The following is a 20,287-nucleotide window of genomic DNA, read 5'->3' as shown; positions in this document are numbered from 1 at the left end:
GGGAAAGCGTCTATCGAAGCGATCGATGATCGCACATGCCAAAAAGGAAGGGCCCACGCCGGCCCCGTGACGCGGCTGCACGGGGCCTATCTTGAAATGGATCCCGCGCCCTTTCAATCGGTCCAGGCATGGACATCCAGCACCGCACTAACGAATTCGACGGGGGCTTCCTGCGGCAGATTGTGACCGGCGCCCTTGACCACGTGGTGGACGTGGCGTCCCGAAAAGCCGCGCAAGCGAGACGTCGGATTCACGCCATCGTCACTGCCCTGTAAGGTGACTGTCGGCACCGTGATATCCGGCAGCCGGGACAGCGCCGCCTCGATCCGATCATAGCGCGGATCACCCTCGACGGTCCCGTAACGGTGCCGATAGGAATGAATGACGACATCGACAAAATCGGGGTTATCGAACGAAGCCGCCGTTTGCGCATAGCGCGCATCGTCGAAACGCCAGGTGGGCGACCATTGCGACCAGAGCAGACGACAGAAAGCCGCTCGATTCGCCGCAAGCCCCGCACGTCCGCGCTCGCTGTTGAAATAATACTGATACCAGAGACGATATTCCTTTTCCGGATCCGCCGGATGCGCCGCCGTGGCAATGTCCTGAATGTTATAGCCATTCACCGACACCAATCCACGAACGCGCTCCGGATGCAAGGCGGCCAGCACACACGCCGCACGACCGCCCCAGTCGTAGCCGCCGAGCACGGCCTTTTCGATACCCAGCGCATCGAGAAGATCGCGCAGATCGGCCCCCAGCGCACCCTGTTGTCCGGATCGCGGCGTTTGCGCGGAAAGGAAGCGGGTCGGACCATAGCCGCGCAGATAAGGCACGATCACCCGCGCGCCCTGATCGATCAGACTGGCAGCAACGCCATCGTAGGCATGCACGTCGTACGGGAAGCCGTGCAGCAGCACAACGGGCCAACCGCGTGGGTTGCCATAGTCGTGATACGCGATGTCGAGTACCGGCGTGGCGATGTGTCGGATCATGGGCGTGTTGGTCGGGGGTGTCGCTGCAAGGTGAGCCGATTCGTATTTATACTCATACAGACGCCTAAAAATAAGATACGGAAGCGAGGCCGCGCATGCGATTACCCTATAAAGACAACCTGCACGGCCATGGGCGTCCGCGGTCACGCATGCGATTATTTTATTATGCACTCGGCGTGGTCTGCGCGGCGTACGTCGCGACGGCGCTGACGCTGTTCTTTACCCAGGACCGCCTGCTCCTGCCGGCCACGCCCGCTGCGCCCGATCTTCGAACGGTGCCCCATCCCGGAGAATCCATCGACGAGTGGCAAGTCGGCGGGCAATATGCCGGCTATGTCGTCACGCCCTTGAACACGACGCCACGCGGGACGGTCATCGTATTTCACGGTAACGAAGAGTCGGCCGAAAACAAGCTGCCGCTCGCCGACACGTTCACGCATACCGGCTATCGCGTCGTCATCGTGGAATATCCGGGGCACGGCCGGCGGACAGGCGCGCGCAAGATGCAGGCGGCGCTTGCAACCTCCCGGGAAGCACTCACGGATACGCTCGCGCGCTGGCCGGGACCGGTGTATTTGGTAGGAGAATCACTCGGTGCGGGCATGGCCGCCCAGGTGGTCAGGGGACACGAGGCGGCGATTTCCGGAGTATTGCTGCTGACACCGTGGGACAGACTGGTCGATGTCGCCGAAGAACATTACCCTTTGTTTCCCGCACGCTGGATACTGCGCGCGCCGTACGATTCCGTTGCTGCCGTCGCGCACTATACGGGGCCGCTCGTTATCGTCGGCGCGCAGCAAGACGAGATGATTCCCGTCGGCCACGCCCGTTTGTTCGCGCGGGAACATCCCTCCGCGAGCCTGGTGATCTTGCCCGGCGCGAATCATGACAACTGGTTCGATGTGATGACCCAACAGCAATGGCAACGCGTACGCGATTTGCTATTCCAGCCGTCGAGCCGCGTTCAATAAGCGCCGCACGAAGCGGTGTCGGCGGCAGCTTGTGGCTGCAGATGCTGCGCGGTAACCCGACGCTGCGCCGCACGGAGTTCGTCCGGGTAATTCATCTCGTTATCGGCCGGGTTCCAACCGGCGGCTTCCAATGCGACGATTTCAGCGCGCACGTCCGCGCGCGTTTTTCCGCACGGTGCGGCATGGGCATTGGCCGATAGCAACGCGACGATCACAGGCAGCAAAAGACTCAGCGATTTTTTCATTTTAGGTCCCTCGTTCGTCGGTTCATATCGCGGCGTCACGCGCATCGATACCGTGAATCGCAGTGTATTCCCGCGCTTGACGCACGGTAAGCTTGCGCGCCGCATCGGTTTTTTGTCTGAAATATCGCTAATCGATCGACGCGCGGCACGCGCATCGCTGCCTGTCATCGTCGATAACGCGCGGCCACGCCGAACGGCGCCGTGCTCACGCCCCTCCCCTGAAACTGCGTCTTCCCTTCCCCCGGACGGTCTCGCCTTGCAGCCGCCTGGCAACGCGCTTTCAATGACTTTCCTACAAATAACAAAAATCTGTTGCAGGAAATTGCAACATCTTGGAACCGATTCCATTTAGAATCCGCCGTGTCAGATTGTCACAGGAAGAACAATAATCATGTCCGCACGTCATCGATCGGTTTCGGGGGAAGCCGGCGCCGACAGTCCATCCCGTCGACAGGCGCTCAAAACGATGGCCAGCGCTTTTGCGCAGATCGGCCTGTATTCGGTCGGTGCGGAATCGGCGCTCGCCTATGCGACACCGGCTCCGGGCGCGGGCGCGGCCATGGTGGCCGACACGCCAGAGGCAGGCAGCATCGGCGCTATCGATGCGACGCGCTTCCTCGCGCTGTCAGCGATATTGACCAATCGCGAGACCCTGAACGCGCGTGCGGCGGCCCGCATGCTGGACGCATTCAACGAGCAGGATGCCGCTTTTTCGGGACGGGCCGGCGCGCTTTTCCGCCTCGCACGATCGCAACGCAGCGCGGCGCCGGCGAACAGCGACACGGCGCAATGGCTGCTCGGCGTGGCCACGCCGGCCGGGCTGCACGACACCGCGTTACAGATCGTGCCCGCCTCTACCCGGCCATGCCTTATACGTCATACACGCAGATGACGGATGCAGACGTGCATGCGTTGTACACGTATTTCATGAAAGGCGTGGCCCCGGTGGATACGCCGGCACCCGTCACGGCGCTGCCCTTCCCGTTCAGCCTGCGCATATCGATGGCGTTCTGGAATGCGCTCTATCTGCATGACGTGCGTTTCAAGGATGATCCGAGTAAAAGCGCTGAATGGAATCGCGGCGCCTATCTGACCACGGTGCTGGGTCACTGCGATGCCTGCCATACGCCGCGCAATACCTTGATGGCCGAGGACAACGATCGCGCCTTCGGCGGCGCGCAGTTAGGTGCATGGTACGCGCCGAATATTTCGTCGGATCCGGTCAGCGGCATCGGCGGGTGGTCGGATACGGAGATCGTCCAATATTTAAAGACCGGGCATGTAGACGGCAAGAATCAGGCCGCTGGCGGCATGGCCGAAGCCGTTCAGAACAGCCTGCAATTCCTCTCGATCGACGATCTGCACGCCATCGCCACCTATCTCAAATCGACGCACCCGATACGGAGTGCCGGGGAAACCGTCGCGACGTTTAGCATGGGCTCCGTGGGCAGCAGTGCGGATGCCGAGTCCGGTTGGCGCGGCCTGCGGGGATCCGAGTCGAATCAACCGTTGCCAAGTGGCGCTGCACTATACAGTGGCAATTGCGCGAGTTGTCACGGTATTCACGGCGAGGGCAGCAAGGCGTTGCCGGGCATCAATGCAGGCGTGCAGGCTTATCCTTCGCTGATTCACAACACGGCCACCGGTGCCGGCAATCCGTCGAACCTGATCGCGACGATCCTGTACGGCGTGGATCGCAAGGTAGGCGACAACGCTGTGTTGATGCCGGCCTTCGGACGCGGCTCCTATGTGTCGCAGTTGAACGACCAGGAGGTTGCCGATGTCTCGAATTACGTCTTGACGACCTTCGGCAACGCCGCGGTGCATGTGAGCGCCCACGACGTCGCCGTGGCACGGGGCGGCGGCCCGCGCCCGCTGCTGGCGATCGTGCAGCCGTATATCCTGCCGCTGATCGGCGCGGCGGTGGCGCTGATCGTATTGCTGGCCGTTGCGTTCGGCATCGCGCGCCGACGCAAGGCGCGTTAAATACGCCCCGAGCGTGCGCGATCGCATCGCACACCGGGGTGGCAGCGCGTGATCAACGCACGCGCTTGCGACGCACCCCTATCGCGATCCCGAGCGCGAGCACGATCAACGCGCCCACCGCCATGCCGATACGGGAAAGCAGCAACAGCGGTGATGTCGGACCACCGGCGCGCAATGCCGCTACATGCGCTGCGGTCGTTTGCACATCGCTTGCACCGAATTGTCGGAACAGAAAGTTCGTCAAATCGGCAATTTGCGCGTCATTTAACTTGTCCGCGAACCCCGGCATGTCCTGCCCGTGTTCCGGCGTCAGGCCATGCAAAATCGCCATGATCGCGTTGTCCGGCACCGGACGGGAGAACGCGGCATTGCCGACCAAGGGCGGCAGATGGCGTACGCCTTTGCCGCTCGCTTGGTGACACGATGCGCAACTATCCGAATAAATCAATGCGCCTTTGTCGGCCGAACCATCGATCTCACGTAAGTCATTCGCGATCGGCGCAGGCGTCAGCGTAGTCTTGTCGATCGACCCTGACTTGATCGGCGGCACCGTGGTCACCCAGGCGGCGATGGCGTGCAGATCGCTATCGTCGAGCTTCGAAAAACTCTTGTCGATCGCTTCCAGCATCGGACCGCCTGCTTGCGAGATCCGACTCGAGTGACCTGTCTTCAAATACGTGAAGACATCGTCTTCGGTCCAGCTACCGATACCGGTCGCCTTGTCCGACGTGATATTCGGCGCGAACCAGGCTCCAAGGGACGCACCGGACAGCGCCTGGCTGTCGCGTTCGGCCATCAGGAAATTCCGCGGCGTATGGCACGTCTGGCAATGACCCAGCGCTTGTGCGAGATAGGCGCCGCGATTCCATTCGACGCTCTTGCCCGCAACCGGACGATACGATGTGCTGTCCAGAAATAACAGATTCCACGCCGCCATCGATCGACGAATGTCGAACGGGAACGGTAAGGCAGTCTGCCGCGCCGGTGCCGCGTCGACTGCCTCGACGCCCTTGCTGAAGTAGGCGTACAAGGCGGCGACGTCGTCGTCCGTCAGCTTCGCATAGGCGGTGTACGGCATCGCCGGATACAAATTGGCGCCATCGGCGCGGATGCCGCGTCGGATTGCCGCCGAGAACTGCGCCAAGGTGTACGCGCCGATGCCCGCGCTGCGGGACGGCGTGATGTTGGTCGAGACGATATGACCGATGGGCGTTTCGATATCGAGTCCGCCGGCAAACGGTCGGCCGCCGCCTGCCGTGTGGCACGCCGCGCAATCCGCGGCAACCGCGAGATATTTGCCGCGTGAAATCAGTGCATCGCCATCGATGGCCGCGGCGGACGACGCGGCGTCGGAAGCGGCCGCAAGCGGTGCATCGGCCGCGCGTGCCGGCAAGGCGAACAGCGATGTCGTGGCGAGTGCCAGTGGCAACACCGCGCTTGCCACGCTAAGAAGAACGTTTTGAATACGCATCGCGATCTCCTCAGGCGGCTTTGTGAATGGCATCCGCCGTACGCAGCGACAGCGCGATGGCCGTCAGCGTGGCGTTACAGGTGGCGACGGTCGGCATGACGCCGGTCGACACCATATACAGATTCTCGTGATCGTGTGCCCGCCCGAACGCATCGGTGACGCTGCTGGCCGGATCGGCGCCCATCGCCAAGGTCCCGGTGATATGTTGCCGATTTGAAAACGCGCCTTCCTTCGAATGCACGACATTCGTGCCGCCCATCTTGCTGGCGATCCGATCGTACATCTCGCGTGTTTTTTGCGTACCGCGTTTCACGTAGTCGTCGATATTCCAGAACAGGCGCGGCGTCGGCAGGCCGAGCGCATCTTTCTTATCGCTGAGCGTGACGCGATTGTTCGCATCGGGTAGCTGTTCGAGACAGTTTTTCAGCGACACCTGACGCGCGGCACGCTTGCGAATCGCTTGATCGAGCGCGGCACCGTAGACGCCTTTCTTGATCAGCGCGGCAGTCACGCCTGCAACCGCCGACGCATTCGACAAGTCGAGGCGGAAGCCACCATGCTCCCGACGAAAATCGCCGTCTCGGAAATCACCGATCGAGCACGGACTGACGGGGCCACGGCCCGGCCACACGTCTTCGTCGACTTCGAACGTGACGCCGACCGCGGGATGGTCCATCAGATTGCGCCCCATCGTGCCGGAACGATTCGCGAGACCATCCGGAAACTTATCCGATGCGGACATGAACAGCAGCTTTGGAATTTCGATCGCATTGGCGGCCAGGATGAACGTCTTGGCGACGACGCGATGCGAGCCTTTATCCCAGTCGTAGAAATGTGCGGCCACGATCCGGCCCTTCTCATCGTGTTCGAGACGGTAGACGACGGACTTCGTCATCAGCGTGACGCCGGCTTTGACGGCCGCGTCGGCTGACAGCCCACCGTGGTACTGCGCGTCGATGGGACATAACGGCATGCAATTGTTATTGCCGCAGCACGCCGGCCGCCCGTCGAACGGCCGGCTGTTACGCGCGGTCGAGTCGCTGACCAGCTTGAAGTCGGGCGCCAGGCGATCGCGGAAACGTTGCTGGAGCCAGGGCTCGGCCACGCGTTGCATCGGCCAGTCGTGCGCGCGCGGCGCCAGCGTTTCCTCGCCACCAACGCCCATGATGGTCTCGGCCTCGTAATACCAGGGTTCGAGATCGTCATAGGAGATCGGCCAGTCGCGACCCACGCCGTACGCACTTTGGATACGGAAGTCGTTCGGCAGGAAGCGCCATGTTTGCGCCGCCCAGTGCCAACTGGTGCCCCCGACCAGCTTCAGATATTGCGCGTCGAAGTGATGCGGCCCGACCTGTTCGAGATATCCGTTATTCGCGGGCGAATAGATCGGCTGCGGCGCCTGAGGCCAAAAGGGGTAAGGCGCGACAAAGTCGGCTTTATTGGTCCCCGTACGGTAATTGCGGACCAGTTCGGCCGTCGACAATTGCGGGCCGGCTTCGAGCATCAGCACCGAAGCACCGGCCTCGGCCAGCTTGCGCGCGGCCATGGCGCCGCAAATGCCTGCGCCGATCACCACCACATCCGCGGAGAGCGTGTTGTTCATTGTATTTTGAATAGGAGTAGGTGCTGCGATCAGCATCCCGAAAATCGACGCGCGCGATCGGTCGATTGGCGCGATCGACTGCGTGCAATCGATCAGCGCAAACCGACATGCCGTCGTACGTCGATCAAACCGGCTTTTGTGCCCAGCTATTGCAGGGTCCGTAGGCATAACTCGGCGGCGACAACACGTCCGCAACGGCGGCATTTGCCAGATCGTTTGCATACGTCACACATATCGCGTGCTTGCCAGAGCCGGCCACGCCCAGATACCAGCCGGCAAGAATCTCCTGCGGCAGCTTCACCAGATCCGGATTGCTCGTGCCGAGCGATTCGTGCAGATTGTCGGCAGTCACCGACCCGCTCCCGATCACGGCGCGCAATTTTGCGAGCTTGGCGGTGAACGATGGATCGAGTGCCGAAAACGCCTTGAGCAGGCTGGCTTGCACGGTGCCGTCGAGCGTGCCCTTTCCGGTCAGAAATTGCGATACGACGGCGAAGTCTTCGGCTGCCGTACCGGCGACCGAAGCGGGTGCCCCGGTGGCGGCGAACGGTACGCTCGACACCGCGACCGACGCGGCGGCCAATTTCAAGACACCACGGCGAGCCGGGGATGCTTGCGTACGGATCGACTGGGGAACGTCCGCATTCTTATTTGACACAGTCACGATGGACTCCTTTCTACGCTTCAAACCAGGGTCTATACGCCGTGCCGCCCGCAAAAACTGCTTGTTATCGTAGGCAGATCGTTCGCGAATCGATCACGACTCACCGTAGAAACGTTTGTCTCGTGCCCTGATCTGGCAGGGGTGCAGAACGGTCAGGTGCAGCCCTGAAAGGCCGCGATTCTACGTCAATTCGCGACAGATTGTCCCAGAGACCTTGTGTCCCATCGCCCTGTCGTCGGCGCGATGGCTTCGTTGTCGGCGCGACGCCACAGAAACGGCAGGAATGACCGCAAAAACGGTGAAAACGACCGCGTCGCGTGGACCACGCCCACAGCGTTCCCTTACCCGCGCTTCGTCAATTTCCGCGCTTCCGCCACCGTCTCCGCCAGCACCGTGCGGAGGATGCCGACAAATGCCAGCGTCAAGCGATCTTTCGGCAGCTTGGACGGATACAGCAGATAGAGCGGAAAGCGCACCTCCGGCTTGAAAGGCCGGATCACGACGCCGCGCCCGGCGAAATCCCGCGCCACGATCAGATGGGCGAGCGTGACGCCCATGCCCATGCGGACCATCTCACAACAAATGGCCGCGTACTGCGCCTCGGCGCCGAGGATGCGCGTCACCCCCTCTCGCGCGAAGAGGTCATCCATCAAGGTACGCGTGCCGTCACCGTTGCACAGCGAGACGAAGTGCTCCCCTTCGAAATCCTGCGCCGTGAGGGAGGCCTTGCGCGCCAGGCGATGCCCCTCCGGAAGCACCGCATAGGCGGCGTGGCTCGCGAGAAACTCCGTCTCGCACGTGGACGCCTCACTGGAATACACGGCGACGCCGACATCGCAGAATTGCGACGCGGTCCAATGGTTCACCGTCCCCGACGTGTTGACGTGCAAGCTGACCGTCACACCGGGATGGGCTTCCTGGAAGCGTTGGATCGCACGCGGCATCAACGTCATCCCTACCGAGGGGACCGCCGCGATGCGCAGTCGCCCGCTGCCGAGCGTCCGAATCTGCGCCGCGGAATGCGACAAACCCTCCAACCCCACATAGGCGCGTTCGACCTCACGGTAGAACGCATTGCCCTCGGTCGTCGGACTCAAGCGCACGCCGGCGCGTTCGAACAAGGTCAACCCGATATCGCCTTCCAATTGCGAGATAAGGCGGCTGATGTTCGGCTGCGACGTATGCAGATCCTTCGCGGCGGACGTCATCGATCCCGCCACCATGACCGCCCGGAACGCCTCGATTTGTTTCAAATTCATCGTCGCACACTCATATCATTTTGGTATAGGTCGGCAATTTATTGTTATTGGACGCTATGTATTGGTCACCCGACACTGTACCTCTATCTCGCGGTCCCGGCCTCTTCGAACCCATCAGGAGTTTCTCCATGCAGCAATCGCAGCACACCCGTCGCGCAGCATTGTCGAAGCCGGGCCTCACGTCCTTGATTTCCGCGCTGGTCTGCGCCGGCGCCCTCGGCTGCGCCCCGGCCCACGCGGAGACGACACTCTATCTGGCCAATGTCGGCGGCTCGAGCCAGGACCTGTTTCAGAAACAGATCATCCCGCCATTCGAGAAGGCGCATGACGTCAAGATCGTCTATGTCGCCGGCAACAGCAGCGACACGCTCGCGAAACTGCAGGCGCAGAAAGGCCATGAGCAGATCAACGTCGCCATCATGGACGACGGGCCGATGTACCAAGCGATGCAAATGGGCTTGTGCGGCCCATTGCAAGACGCGCCGGTGATGAAGGACCTGTATCCGATCGCCAAGCTCGGACCGCAAGCCGTGGGTATCGGCATGGTCGCCACCGGGATCGGTTATAACGCCGACGCCTTCAAGAAGGCCGGGCTGCCGGCGCCGGATTCCTGGGCATCGTTGGAAGATGCGCGTTACAAGGGCAAGCTCGGCGTTCCGCCGATCACGAATACCTACGGCCTGCATGCGCTCGTCATGCTGGCACGCATGAATGGCGGCGGCGAAAAGAACATCGACCCCGGCTTCAAGGCCATGACGACGAAGGTCGCGCCCAATGTCTTGTCCTGGGCGCCGACGCCGGGCGAGATGGACAGCCTGATGCAAAGCGGCGACGTCATCATCGCCCCTTACGGCAGCGGCCGTGCCGTGGCCTTGCAAAACACCGGCTTCCCGTTGAAGTTCTTCTATCCGAAGGAAGGCGGCGTTGCATTGCAGGTGGGCGCCTGTGCCGTCGCCGGTAGCGGTCAGGACGCCGTGGCGCAGCAATTCATTCAGTACCTGTTGAGCGCCGATGTTCAGGCTTTGCAAGCGAAAGCCGTTGGCTTCGGTCCGACCAACAAAACCGTCAAACTGACGCCGGATGTCGCGGCGAAGGTGCCTTACGGTCCGGAGCAGGTCTCGAAACTGGTGGCGATGGATTGGACGACGATCAACCAACATCGTACCGAATGGACGGCACGCTGGAATCGCAACGTCGAACGCTGATCATCGCATACGCGCCGCGGACGTCGCCTTGCGCGGCGTCGGGCGCGGCACATTGTCCCGACTCGGAAACGACATCGCACCCATGACCTTCCTGACCCTCAAGGGCATCTCGAAACGCTATGGCGACTATACCGCCATAGAACAGATAGATCTCAGCGTGGAGCGCGGGGAATTCCTGTCGCTGCTGGGCCCCTCCGGTTGCGGGAAGACCACGACGCTGCAAATGATCGCCGGCTTCGTCACGCCGACGACGGGCACCGTGCACCTCGATGGACGCGATATCACGCAGTTGCCGCCGGAGAAGCGCGGCATGGGCATCGTGTTCCAAAGCTATGCGCTGTTTCCGCACATGACGGTGGCCGGCAATGTCGGCTTCGGTCTCGAAATGCAGAAGGTCCCTAAGTCCGAGCGCGTCACGCGCATCGACGAGGCGCTCGAGCTGGTCCGCCTGACCGGGCTGAACGCGCGCTATCCGAAGGAACTGTCGGGCGGCCAGCGGCAGCGCGTCGCCATTGCTCGCGCGCTCGCGATGCGGCCGGCGCTGCTGCTGCTCGACGAACCGATGTCCAACCTCGACGCCAAACTGCGCGAGGAAATGCATATCGAGCTGCGCAGCATTCAACGTCGCCTCGGCATCACGACGATTCTGGTCACGCACGATCAGGTGGAAGCGATGACGATGAGCGACCGCATCGCCGTCATGCATCGCGGCGGCATCGCGCAGATCAGCACGCCATTCGAGGCGTATGAGCGGCCGAAGACACCGTTCGCCTCGTCCTTCCTCGGCAAGACCAATACCTTCTCCGGCGCCGTCCAGGCGCGCAATCCGCGCTGCGCCGAAGTCGACGTGGCCGGCACGCTGATGACGGTCCCGCATGAAGGGCGTCACGTGCAGGGCGCCGTCCATGTGTATCTCAGGCCGGAGAAAGTCCGCTTGCTTGACGTCGCATCCGCGCGCCTGCGCGGCGTCATCGTTACCCGCGTGTTCGTCGGCAACCAATGGCTGCTGCAGGTGGATACGCCACTCGGCCGGATCAGCGTCAGCCGCCCGAATAACGGGATGATGCCGCCGGACGAAGGCGACGCCGTCGGCCTGGATTGGACCGACGACGATTTACGGGTATTGGATCAGGATCGCGCCCATGTCTGACCGCGAGCAAATGCACGCCGGCAGCGCGCCGTGGTTACTGTCGTCGCCCTCGCTGCTGCTGTTCTGCGGCCTATTGCTGGTGCCGTTGTTGCTGATCGTGATTCTCTCGTTTCACGCGTTCAGCGATACGCAAGGCACATTGCACAGCTATACGATCAAGAACTACATCGAAGTCGTCACCGACCCGTATTACGGCGAAATCTTCCTGCGCACCGCCCTTCTTTCCGTCGGCGTCACGGTCCTGTCCGTGTTGCTCGGCGTGCCCGAGACGATCGTACTGGCGCGGATGCGCAAGCCCTGGCAATCGCTTTGCCTGCTGGTCGTGCTCGGACCGCTGCTGATCTCGGTGGTCGTGCGCACCCTGGGCTGGCAGATCCTGCTGGGCAATAACGGCGTGGTCAACGATGTATTGCAAGCGCTGCATATCACCTCGGCACCGGTACGCATGGTCTTCACGATGTTCGGGGTGACGATCGCGCTGACACACGTCCTGGTCCCCTTCATGGTGATGTCGGTCTGGGCCAATCTGCAGAAGCTGGACGGGCAGGTGGAATGGGCGGGAATGTCGATGGGCGCAAAACCGTTCACGGTGCTGCGACGCGTCGTCCTGCCGCAATTGATGCCCGGCATCCTGTCCGGCTCGATCATCGTGTTCGCGCTGTCGGCATCGGCTTTTGCGACACCCGCGCTGATTGGTGGGCGCCGCCTGAAGGTGGTGGCCACCGCCGCATACGACGAATTCCTCGGCACCTTGAACTGGCCGCTGGGCGCGAGTATCGCGGTGCTGCTGCTGATCGCCAATGTCGCGATCGTGATGGGGTGCAGCCGCTTGGCGGAACGCCGCTACAAGCATATTTTCGAGTAAGGCATCGGGACGCTATCGGATACGCCATGAAACGCAACGGATTCCTCGGACTGGCCTTCAATGCGCTGTTTCTCCTGTTCATCGCCGCGCCCTTGCTCGCCGTCATCGCCGTCTCGTTCACTGCAAAGGGCTATATCTCGATGCCTTTCGACGGCGCATCGCTTCGATGGTTCAGGGCGATCGCGCAGAACCAGGACATCATCGATGCGTTCTGGCTGTCGATCCGACTCGCCCTGGGCTCGGCGACGCTGGGCGTGATTCTGGCGACGCCGGCCGCCTTGGCCATCGCGCGCTATCGCTTTCCCGGCCGCGGCGCGCTCACCGGTTTCCTGCTGTCGCCGATGATGATTCCGGCGGTCGTGCTGGGCATCGCCTTTCTGCGCTTTCTGTCATTGCTTGGACTAAACGGTTCGATGTGGTCGCTGACGGCAGCGCACGTGATCGTCGTGTTCCCGTATGCGCTGCGATTGATCTTGTCGTCGGCCATCGGCATCGACCGCGATGCGCAGAACGCCGCGTTGTCCTGCGGCGCCAGTCGCTTTACCGTCTTCCGCCGCATCGTATTGCCGATGATCCGGACCGGTATCGCCGGGGGCTGGCTGCTGGCCTTCATCCAAAGCTTCGATGAATTGACGATGACGATCTTCGTCGCGACGCCGGGGACCACGACACTGCCGGTGGCGATGTACAACCAAATCGCCCAGACAATCGATCCGCTCGTCGCATCGGTGTCCACCGTCATCATTTTCGGCACGCTGATCCTGATGGTGGCGATGGACCGCCTGGTCGGCCTCGATCGGATCCTGATCGGAGAATCGCGATAATGCGCGACCCGCAACGGAAGCGCCACGATGGCGCGGTCGAAGACAAAGGATGTGCCGATGGGCGCGTCATGAAGGGATCCAGAACATGAATGCATCGCCGCTTTTCAAGATACTTCCGTCGGCGACGCCATCGGCGGCAGCGGAACCGATCACGATCTGGTTCAACGACGCGCCGCTATCGGTCGCGCCCGGAAGGTCGATCGCCGCGGCGCTCCTCGCGGCCGGGATCCGACGCTTTCGCGCGACGCCTGTGTCGGGGGCCGCGCGCGCACCGTTTTGCATGATGGGCACGTGCTTCGAATGCCTCGTCGAAGTGAATGGCGTGCCGAGCCGGCAAAGTTGTCTCATCGATGTAGAGGACGGCATGCGTATCCGATCGCAGGAAGGCGCGCGTGACCTGTCGCCCGATGCGTTCCACCAGGAAGCTCAGTCATGAAGCATGAGGATGTCGATGTCGCGGTGATCGGCGCAGGCCCGGCAGGCTTGGCCTGCGCGACGCGCGCGGCGATTGCCGGCTTGCGGGTGGTCGTGCTGGACGAGCAGAACGCGGTGGGCGGCCAGATCTATCGCGCGATCGAACAAAACGACGCGGAACACCGGGAGATACTCGGTCCCGATTATGCGGTGGGTGCGCTGCTGGCAGACGCGTTCGTCAAATCCGGCGCGCGGCACGAGCCTTATGCATCGGTGTGGCAGGTGACGCGCGAAAGGACGGTCCATTACCTCAAAGCCGGGAAAGTGGCGAGTTTTTCGGCCAAACGCGTGGTCTTGGCGACAGGCGCGATGGAGCGACCCTTTCCTATTCCAGGATGGACGCTGCCCGGCGTCATGACCGCCGGTGCCGCGCAAATCCTGCTTAAAGGTGCTGCCAGCGTGCCAACCGAGCCTCCCGTATTGATCGGCTGTGGGCCGCTGCTCTATCTTTTGGGATGGCAATACGTCCGCGCCGGTGTGCCGATCCGCGCCCTGGTCGATACGACCCGGCATGAAGACCGATGGCGCGCGAAGCGGCATATGCTTGCGGCATTACGCTCCTGGCCGGCACTGAGCAAGGGCTTGCAGATGATGCGGTCGCTGCGTCAAGCAGGCGTCCCGATATACGAAGCAGCCGACGATCTCCGCATCGAAGGGCGTCGTGACGCGGCGGGGGACCAACAGGCCGCGGCGGTACATTTCACCGTCGACGGCGCATCCCAGCGGATCGAAGCCGATCTCTTCCTGCTGCATCAAGGCGTCGTGCCGAATACGCAATTCACCCAGGCATTGCGGGTCAAACATCGGTGGGACGATGCGCAACTCTGCTTCACGCCGGACAGCAACGAATGGGGTGAAACCGACGTCGCCGGAATATTCGTCGCAGGGGATGGCGCCGGCATCGGCGGCGCGCAGGCAGCCATGCTGCGCGGCGAATTGGCGGCGTGGGAGATCGCGTCGCAATTGGGCGTCGCGCCCTCGTCCGCGCGTGATGCGCGCATCGCGGAAATCCGTCGCTTGTTGGCAGACGCAATGCGTATTCGCCCTTTCCTGGACAGCTTGTATCGGCCGCGCAAGGCGAACCGCATCCCGGCCGACGATGTCATCGTGTGCCGCTGCGAAGAAGTCAGCGCGGGTCAATTGCGCGCCTTCGTCGCCCTCGGCTGCCTCGGACCGAATCAGGCAAAGTCCTACGGACGGTGCGGAATGGGGCCGTGCCAGGGACGTCAATGCGGCCTCACCGTCACGGAACTCATCGCCGATGCGCGCCAAGTGTCGCCGGAATCGGTTGGCTATTATCGCCTTCGTCCGCCTATCAAGCCCCTGACCTTAGGGGAATTGGCAAGTGAATAAACGCCTTTCGACCGCTCCAATGCCCGATACCGCCCCGCTCGCGCCCCACGATACGCGCGCATCCCGGCATGCCGATGTGTTGATCATCGGCGGCGGCATCCATGGTGCCAGCAGCGCTTTTCATCTCGCGCGGCAAGGGGTGCGGGTGACGGTACTGGAGGCGGACTATGTCGGCCGGCATTCCTCCGGCGTCAATGCGGGCGGTGTGCGATCGCTGGGGCGCCTGCTTCCCGAGATACCGCTATCGCTGATGTCGCGCGAGATCTGGCATCGCTTGCCGGAGCTGGTCGACGACGATGCCGGTTTCGTGCCTTCGGGTCAGATGAAGATCGCGGAAACCGAAGCCGAACTGGCGGAATGCCGTGAACGGGTTCGCCTGTTGGAATCACACGGCTTCACGCACGAAACTATCATCGATCGCGACACCGTATTACGCCTCGAACCGCATCTTGCGCCGCACGTCACCGGCGGCATCTGGGTGGCCGACGATGGCTATGCGCTGCCCTTTCGCGCCACCACGGCGTTTCGACTCGCGGCGCAAAAACGGGGGGCCGTCTTTCACGAAGGGACTGCCGTCACGCGCGTTACGCAACAGGGCGCGGGGTGGACGGTGCAAACCGCCCAAGGGGCCTTCGCCGCCGACCATCTGGTCGTCACGGCCGGCGCCTGGGCAGGCGCGCTGGCCGAGCAAGTGGGTGAGCCGGTTCCGGTCCATGCGGAAGGGTTGATGCTGATGGTCACGCATCGCGTCGCCCCGTTTTGCCGCGCCACATTGGGCGCGACGGGTCGGCCGCTTTCATTCAAGCAATATGACAATGGCACCGTCGTCATCGGCGGCAAGTTGATCGGCATTGCCGACCTGCCCGGCCGGCATGGCGAGGTCGACTTCGCGCGGCTGGTGAAGAGCGCGCAAACCGTCGTCGATCTGTTTCCGCATCTCCGCGATCTCGGCATCAATCGGGCCTGGGCCGGCGTCGAAGCGTTCACGGAAGATTCGCTTCCGGTGCTGTCGAACAGCAAGCAAGCGTCGAATCTAACCTATTCCTTTGGTTATTGCGGGAGTGGCTTTCAAATGGGGCCCGGCTGCGGAAAGCTTGTCTCGGAGCTGGTGCTGAATGGCAGCGCCTCGCTGAATCTGGACGCCTTTGCAATCGACCGCTTTACCTGAATCGTCGGAGCCTCGCCGCATGATGGTCGGCGAGGACGCACGTATCGAAAGACCGGTAAGCCGGTCACCTATCACGGAGGAGTAAGGCTATGTCACAGGACAGGAAAATGAGGCTCGGCCTCTCGATGCGCTATTTGGGATATCACATTGCCGCGTGGCGGCACCCCGACGTGCCGTCGGGTGGCGCGATCGATTTTAACTATTTTCTAAGTAGTGCGAAAAAAGCGGAAGCGGCTAAACTGGATATGATCTTCTTTGCCGATGGCATCGGCATTCGCGCCGATGACAATCCAAAGGGGTCGTTGGCGCGCGATATGAAGAATGCGGAATTGGAACCGCTGACGCTGCTGGCCGCGCTCGGCGCCTGCACCTCGCACATCGGCCTGGTCGCCACGGCATCGACGACGTATAACGAGCCCTTTCACATCGCCCGGAAGTTTTCGTCGATCGACCATATCAGCGGCGGTCGCGCGGGCTGGAATGTCGTCACGTCCTGGTCGCAGCAGGAGGCGTGGAATTTCTCGCGCGACGAACACCTCGGCTATGACGAACGTTACGAGCGCGCCGACGAGTTCGTCGATGTCGTGAAGGCCTTATGGAGCAGTTGGGAGGAAGACGCTTTCGTCCGCGACAAGGAGAGCGGGATTTTCTACGACGAAGCAAAGCTCCATACCCCGCATCACAAGGGCAAGCACTTCCGCGTGCGCGGTCCGCTGAATTCGGCGCGGACGCCGCAGGGACGACCGTTGATCGTGCAGGCCGGCGCATCGGAGCCCGGACGGGAAATCGCCGCCAAGAGCGCGGACGTGGTCTATAGCAGCACGCTGGATCTCCAATCGGCGCAGAAATATTATGCCGACGTTAAAAGTCGTCTGGCGAAATACGGTCGCGCGCCGCACGAACTGTTGATCATGCCGGGCCTGACGCCATATATCGGCAAGTCGCGGCAGGAAGCGCAGGAAAAATTCGAGCAATTGCAGGAGCTGATCCATCCGTTGACGGGCCTGGCCATTCTGTATAACGTGCTCGGCGACTTGTCGTCTTATGATCTGGATGCGCCGGTACCCGATGTCGCGGGCAGCGAAGTACACAGCATCGCGCGCAATCTGATGGACGTCGCCAAGCGCGATAATCTGACACTGCGCCAGTTGTACCAGCACGTTGCGGCGGCGAACGCGGGTCGTGCGCTGGTCGGCACGGCCGAGGACGTTGCCGACGACATGGAGTCCTGGTTCCGCAACGGCGCCGCCGATGGCTTCAATATCTGTCCCGCCACCTTGCCGCAAGGCATCGACGACATGACCGATCTGCTGTTGCCGGAGTTGCGGCGCCGCGGGCTGTTCCGTACCGAGTACGAAGGCACGACGCTGCGCGCCAATTTGGGATTGGCACCGGCGGCATTCGGCAAATAAGCGCGCAGCGGCGGCGGTATCTAGGATGCGCCGGCCGCCGCGTGGCACGCCACGGGCTTATTGCGTCCGCATCTCGTCGCGAATCCAATCGACGACCGATGTTCTTTGCGGCTGCCAGCCCAGTCGCCTATGCGTGAATCGGCTGCGAACGCGGCTGTTCGAGCCAAGCGCATAGGAGGCCATCTCATAACCCCACTCCGCCTTCGCCTCGTCGAGCGGCCAGTCCTGGGCCGGTCCCAGATGCAGGGCCTGTGCGATCGCGGCGGTCATGTCGCGGAAAGCGGCCTCGCCGCTCTCGACAAAAAAGAAACTGCCGCCCGGTGCCAGGTCGGCGTTTTCCAACACCAATGCATAGAGCGCGGCGACGTCGTCGATATGCACGTTCGACCAGCGATTCAATCCCGGGCCCACGTGGCGCACGATGCCGCTCTTCTCCGCTTGTGCGATCAGCCTCGGCAGTTGAACGCTTTTCGCGCCCGGCACGGCGCCATGGCCATAGATCAGCGTGTTGCATAGCACGACGGCGCGCACGCCTTGTCTCGCGGCATCTTGTACCTTCGTGTCGATGGCGACACGGGCCGCCTTGTCGGGCGTGGGCGCGGGCATCGATGTTTCGTCATAGACGATATCGGACGCCAAACCGCCCGATGCATCGCCGACGATGCTCGACCCGCTGGTATGCAAAAACGCCTTGCCGCTTCCCGACAGTGCATGCAACAAGGCATCGATCGCGCCCTGATGGTCGCTGTCGGCGGCGTTGACGACGGCATCCGCTGCCCGCGCCTCGGCAGCCAACACCGCCGTATCGTCGAGGCTGCCGATCACCGGCGTGATGCCGAGCGCCTGAAGGTCTTTGGCCTGTTCTGCCCGGCGGATCAGGCCCGTGACCTGATGCCCGCGTTTAACGAGATGCGCCGCGATGCTGCCGCCGATGAAGCCACCGGCTCCCGTCACAAAAATCTGCATGATTCGATCCTCCTCTGTTAATTCGATGCCTTGGCCTTTTCAGCGTTTGCATCCGATAACGTCACTATCCGCTCAATCGACTTTGGCATAAATAGGAGCATTGGGAAATCACTATTGATTTTCAGTCAAATATTCGGCTGATCCACTTAATAGACGCTGCCGTGGGCATTGCCTTATCGCGGATCGGATCAAGCACCGCGCTTCAAGCGATAATGAGTTCGTATCCAAGGACCGCCATACTCGGAGCAAGCCGATGAAGTTCGACCTGATCGTACGCAACGCCACCCTTCCCGATGGTCGTAGCGGCATCGATATCGCCGTGCAAGACGGTAAGATCGCGGATATCGCCGCGTCGATCGCCGCGCTTGGCGTCGAAGAAATCGACGCCACGGACCGCCTGGTATCGCCGCCATTTGTCGACCCGCACTTTCATATGGACGCGACGCTGTCGATGGGCCTGCCCCGTATGAACCTCTCGGGCACGCTGCTCGAAGGCATCGCGCTCTGGGGCGAGCTTCGCGCCACCGTGACGCGCGAAGCGATCGTCGAACGCGCGCTGCGATACTGCGACCTCGCCATTTCGCAGGGCTTGCTGCATATTCGCAGCCACGTGGATGTCAGCGATCCCCGGCTGATCACCGTCGAAGGCTTGCTCGAAGTACGCGAAAAAGTCGCGCCGTATATCGACCTCCAGCTCGTCGCCTTCCCGCAGGACGGCTATTACCGCGCGCCCGGCGCGGTGGACGCGCTGAATCGCGCACTGGACATGGGCGTCGATATCGTCGGCGGTATCCCGCATTTCGAGAGAACGATGGCACAGGGCGCGGCGTCGGTCGAGGCATTGTGCCGCATCGCTGCGGACCGTGGCCTGCAGGTCGATATGCATTGCGACGAAACCGACGACCCGTTGTCACGCCACATTGAAACGCTGTCGAGCGAAACCATTCGATTCGGTCTTCAAGGACGCGTGGCCGGCTCGCATCTGACCTCGATGCATTCGATGGACAACTACTACGTTTCCAAACTCATCCCCTTAATGGCGGAAGCCAATATTCAAGTCATCTCGAATCCCTTGATCAACATCATGTTGCAGGGACGGCACGACAGCTATCCGAAGCGTCGCGGCCTGACGCGAGTACGGGAGTTGATGGATGCGGGCTTGAACGTTTCGTTCGGCCATGATTGCGTGATGGACCCGTGGTATTCGATGGGTTCCGCCGATATGCTGGAAGTGGGCCATATGGCCGTCCATGTGGCGCAGATGGCCGGCGTCGAGGATAAGAAGCGAGTATTCGATGCCCTTACCGTCAATTCCGCAAAGGCCATGGGATTGCAAGGTTACGGCCTCGAAAAAGGCAAGCATGCGGACTTCGTCGTACTGCAAGCCAAGGATCCACTGGAGGCGTTACGTCTCAAGCCGACACGTCTCTACGTCGTGCGTCGCGGCAAGATCATCGCGCGTACAGCGCCACGCATAAGCGAACTGACAACGCATGGGACCACGCGCACGTTCGACTTTGCAAGCTGAGTGCAAGCTCCACGGCACCCGTTTTGCATGAAACGGGGTCACGCTAAAGATTTCTCTACAGTGGCATTGGTTTTCTTGACTTACCCCATGAAATACAGCGCCATAGTATTTCCTCTCTGAGCACGCACGCGTCATGACGACGCGCTCA

General features: G+C 61.9%; 19 protein-coding genes. 12 read left to right on the top strand and 7 right to left on the bottom strand.

Features of this window, described 5'->3' with window-relative positions; translation table 11 throughout:
* Positions 1–113: 113 nt before the first annotated feature.
* Positions 114–995: an alpha/beta hydrolase gene (locus ABEG21_RS18520; RefSeq protein ID WP_347556892.1), complete on the bottom strand. Its 882-nt coding sequence runs from the start codon at positions 993–995 to the stop codon at positions 114–116.
* 149 nt (positions 996–1,144) lie between these two features.
* Between ABEG21_RS18520 and ABEG21_RS18515 the strand changes: the two genes are divergently transcribed.
* A complete protein-coding gene (locus ABEG21_RS18515) occupies positions 1,145–1,966 on the top strand; it encodes an alpha/beta fold hydrolase (protein WP_347556891.1) in 822 nt (273 codons plus the stop codon).
* Here ABEG21_RS18515 and ABEG21_RS18510 read toward each other — a convergent pair.
* Positions 1,960–2,559, bottom strand: coding sequence for a DUF4148 domain-containing protein (locus tag ABEG21_RS18510; protein WP_347556890.1), 600 nt, complete (start codon positions 2,557–2,559; stop codon positions 1,960–1,962). The genes ABEG21_RS18515 and ABEG21_RS18510 overlap by 7 nt on opposite strands.
* Before the next feature lie 43 nt (positions 2,560–2,602).
* Between ABEG21_RS18510 and ABEG21_RS18505 the strand changes: the two genes are divergently transcribed.
* On the top strand, positions 2,603–3,103 hold the full coding sequence (locus ABEG21_RS18505) for a sugar dehydrogenase complex small subunit (protein WP_347556889.1): 501 nt from the start codon (positions 2,603–2,605) through the stop codon (positions 3,101–3,103).
* Positions 3,100–4,197 (top strand): cytochrome c, encoded by a 1,098-nt coding sequence (locus ABEG21_RS18500; protein WP_347556888.1) that lies wholly within the window; start codon positions 3,100–3,102, stop codon positions 4,195–4,197. Before ABEG21_RS18505 ends, ABEG21_RS18500 begins: the two co-directional genes overlap by 4 nt.
* Before the next feature lie 52 nt (positions 4,198–4,249).
* On the opposite strand, the gene ABEG21_RS18495 is transcribed toward ABEG21_RS18500, so the two are convergent.
* The 4 genes from ABEG21_RS18495 to ABEG21_RS18480 all read right to left on the bottom strand — a co-directional run bounded on the left by ABEG21_RS18495 (position 4,250) and on the right by ABEG21_RS18480 (position 9,194).
* Positions 4,250–5,668: a cytochrome c gene (locus ABEG21_RS18495; RefSeq protein WP_347556887.1), complete on the bottom strand. Its 1,419-nt coding sequence runs from the start codon at positions 5,666–5,668 to the stop codon at positions 4,250–4,252.
* Between the two features lie 10 nt (positions 5,669–5,678).
* Positions 5,679–7,271 (bottom strand): GMC family oxidoreductase, encoded by a 1,593-nt coding sequence (locus tag ABEG21_RS18490; protein ID WP_347556886.1) that lies wholly within the window; start codon positions 7,269–7,271, stop codon positions 5,679–5,681.
* Positions 7,272–7,395: 124 nt separating this feature from the next.
* Positions 7,396–7,935, bottom strand: a complete 540-nt coding sequence (locus ABEG21_RS18485) for a sugar dehydrogenase complex small subunit (protein WP_347556885.1) — start codon at positions 7,933–7,935, stop codon at positions 7,396–7,398.
* A gap of 341 nt (positions 7,936–8,276) precedes the next feature.
* Positions 8,277–9,194: a LysR substrate-binding domain-containing protein gene (locus ABEG21_RS18480; protein WP_347556884.1), complete on the bottom strand. Its 918-nt coding sequence runs from the start codon at positions 9,192–9,194 to the stop codon at positions 8,277–8,279.
* 128 nt (positions 9,195–9,322) lie between these two features.
* Here ABEG21_RS18480 and ABEG21_RS18475 point away from each other — a divergent pair, with 128 nt between their 5' ends.
* From ABEG21_RS18475 to ABEG21_RS18440, 8 genes are all read left to right on the top strand, one after another.
* A complete protein-coding gene (locus tag ABEG21_RS18475; protein ID WP_347556883.1) occupies positions 9,323–10,399 on the top strand; it encodes an ABC transporter substrate-binding protein in 1,077 nt (358 codons plus the stop codon).
* An 82-nt stretch (positions 10,400–10,481) separates the two neighbouring features.
* Positions 10,482–11,549, top strand: a complete 1,068-nt coding sequence (locus ABEG21_RS18470) for an ABC transporter ATP-binding protein (RefSeq protein WP_347556882.1) — start codon at positions 10,482–10,484, stop codon at positions 11,547–11,549.
* On the top strand, positions 11,542–12,414 hold the full coding sequence (locus tag ABEG21_RS18465) for an ABC transporter permease (protein WP_347556881.1): 873 nt from the start codon (positions 11,542–11,544) through the stop codon (positions 12,412–12,414). Before ABEG21_RS18470 ends, ABEG21_RS18465 begins: the two co-directional genes overlap by 8 nt.
* A 26-nt stretch (positions 12,415–12,440) precedes the next feature.
* Positions 12,441–13,238 (top strand): ABC transporter permease, encoded by a 798-nt coding sequence (locus ABEG21_RS18460; protein ID WP_347556880.1) that lies wholly within the window; start codon positions 12,441–12,443, stop codon positions 13,236–13,238.
* A gap of 85 nt (positions 13,239–13,323) precedes the next feature.
* Positions 13,324–13,674: a (2Fe-2S)-binding protein gene (locus ABEG21_RS18455; protein WP_347556879.1), complete on the top strand. Its 351-nt coding sequence runs from the start codon at positions 13,324–13,326 to the stop codon at positions 13,672–13,674.
* Entirely contained in the window at positions 13,671–15,065 is a 1,395-nt protein-coding gene (locus tag ABEG21_RS18450) for an FAD-dependent oxidoreductase (protein ID WP_347556878.1), read from the top strand. Before ABEG21_RS18455 ends, ABEG21_RS18450 begins: the two co-directional genes overlap by 4 nt.
* 19 nt (positions 15,066–15,084) lie before the next feature.
* Positions 15,085–16,233, top strand: coding sequence for an FAD-binding oxidoreductase (locus tag ABEG21_RS18445; RefSeq protein ID WP_347556877.1), 1,149 nt, complete (start codon positions 15,085–15,087; stop codon positions 16,231–16,233).
* A 107-nt stretch (positions 16,234–16,340) separates the two neighbouring features.
* On the top strand, positions 16,341–17,645 hold the full coding sequence (locus ABEG21_RS18440) for an LLM class flavin-dependent oxidoreductase (RefSeq protein ID WP_347556876.1): 1,305 nt from the start codon (positions 16,341–16,343) through the stop codon (positions 17,643–17,645).
* Positions 17,646–17,702: 57 nt separating this feature from the next.
* Here ABEG21_RS18440 and ABEG21_RS18435 read toward each other — a convergent pair whose 3' ends face one another.
* Positions 17,703–18,611: an NAD-dependent epimerase/dehydratase family protein gene (locus ABEG21_RS18435; RefSeq protein WP_347556875.1), complete on the bottom strand. Its 909-nt coding sequence runs from the start codon at positions 18,609–18,611 to the stop codon at positions 17,703–17,705.
* A 253-nt stretch (positions 18,612–18,864) separates the two neighbouring features.
* Between ABEG21_RS18435 and ABEG21_RS18430 the strand changes: the two genes are divergently transcribed.
* Positions 18,865–20,139, top strand: coding sequence for an amidohydrolase family protein (locus tag ABEG21_RS18430; protein ID WP_347556874.1), 1,275 nt, complete (start codon positions 18,865–18,867; stop codon positions 20,137–20,139).
* The last annotated feature ends 148 nt before the right edge of the window (positions 20,140–20,287 follow it).

The sequence above is a fragment of the Robbsia sp. KACC 23696 genome, assembly GCF_039852015.1.
Taxonomy (GTDB): domain Bacteria; phylum Pseudomonadota; class Gammaproteobacteria; order Burkholderiales; family Burkholderiaceae; genus Robbsia.
The sequence above is the reverse complement of the archived record's forward strand: the minus strand, read 5'-3'. Positions and strand labels throughout refer to the sequence as shown.

Bases quoted from the DNA above. Each gene is read 5' to 3' on its own strand.
- ABEG21_RS18520 (WP_347556892.1), bottom strand. From the start codon at position 995: ATGATCCGACACATCGCCACGCCGGTACTCGACATCGCGTATCACGAC.
- ABEG21_RS18515 (WP_347556891.1), top strand. From the start codon at position 1,145: ATGCGATTATTTTATTATGCACTCGGCGTGGTCTGCGCGGCGTACGTC.
- ABEG21_RS18510 (WP_347556890.1), bottom strand. From the start codon at position 2,559: ATGGAATCGGTTCCAAGATGTTGCAATTTCCTGCAACAGATTTTTGTT.
- ABEG21_RS18505 (WP_347556889.1), top strand. From the start codon at position 2,603: ATGTCCGCACGTCATCGATCGGTTTCGGGGGAAGCCGGCGCCGACAGT.
- ABEG21_RS18500 (WP_347556888.1), top strand. From the start codon at position 3,100: ATGACGGATGCAGACGTGCATGCGTTGTACACGTATTTCATGAAAGGC.
- ABEG21_RS18495 (WP_347556887.1), bottom strand. From the start codon at position 5,668: ATGCGTATTCAAAACGTTCTTCTTAGCGTGGCAAGCGCGGTGTTGCCA.
- ABEG21_RS18490 (WP_347556886.1), bottom strand. From the start codon at position 7,271: ATGAACAACACGCTCTCCGCGGATGTGGTGGTGATCGGCGCAGGCATT.
- ABEG21_RS18480 (WP_347556884.1), bottom strand. From the start codon at position 9,194: ATGAATTTGAAACAAATCGAGGCGTTCCGGGCGGTCATGGTGGCGGGA.
- ABEG21_RS18475 (WP_347556883.1), top strand. From the start codon at position 9,323: ATGCAGCAATCGCAGCACACCCGTCGCGCAGCATTGTCGAAGCCGGGC.
- ABEG21_RS18470 (WP_347556882.1), top strand. From the start codon at position 10,482: ATGACCTTCCTGACCCTCAAGGGCATCTCGAAACGCTATGGCGACTAT.
- ABEG21_RS18465 (WP_347556881.1), top strand. From the start codon at position 11,542: ATGTCTGACCGCGAGCAAATGCACGCCGGCAGCGCGCCGTGGTTACTG.
- ABEG21_RS18460 (WP_347556880.1), top strand. From the start codon at position 12,441: ATGAAACGCAACGGATTCCTCGGACTGGCCTTCAATGCGCTGTTTCTC.
- ABEG21_RS18455 (WP_347556879.1), top strand. From the start codon at position 13,324: ATGAATGCATCGCCGCTTTTCAAGATACTTCCGTCGGCGACGCCATCG.
- ABEG21_RS18450 (WP_347556878.1), top strand. From the start codon at position 13,671: ATGAAGCATGAGGATGTCGATGTCGCGGTGATCGGCGCAGGCCCGGCA.
- ABEG21_RS18445 (WP_347556877.1), top strand. From the start codon at position 15,085: ATGCCCGATACCGCCCCGCTCGCGCCCCACGATACGCGCGCATCCCGG.
- ABEG21_RS18440 (WP_347556876.1), top strand. From the start codon at position 16,341: ATGAGGCTCGGCCTCTCGATGCGCTATTTGGGATATCACATTGCCGCG.
- ABEG21_RS18435 (WP_347556875.1), bottom strand. From the start codon at position 18,611: ATGCAGATTTTTGTGACGGGAGCCGGTGGCTTCATCGGCGGCAGCATC.
- ABEG21_RS18430 (WP_347556874.1), top strand. From the start codon at position 18,865: ATGAAGTTCGACCTGATCGTACGCAACGCCACCCTTCCCGATGGTCGT.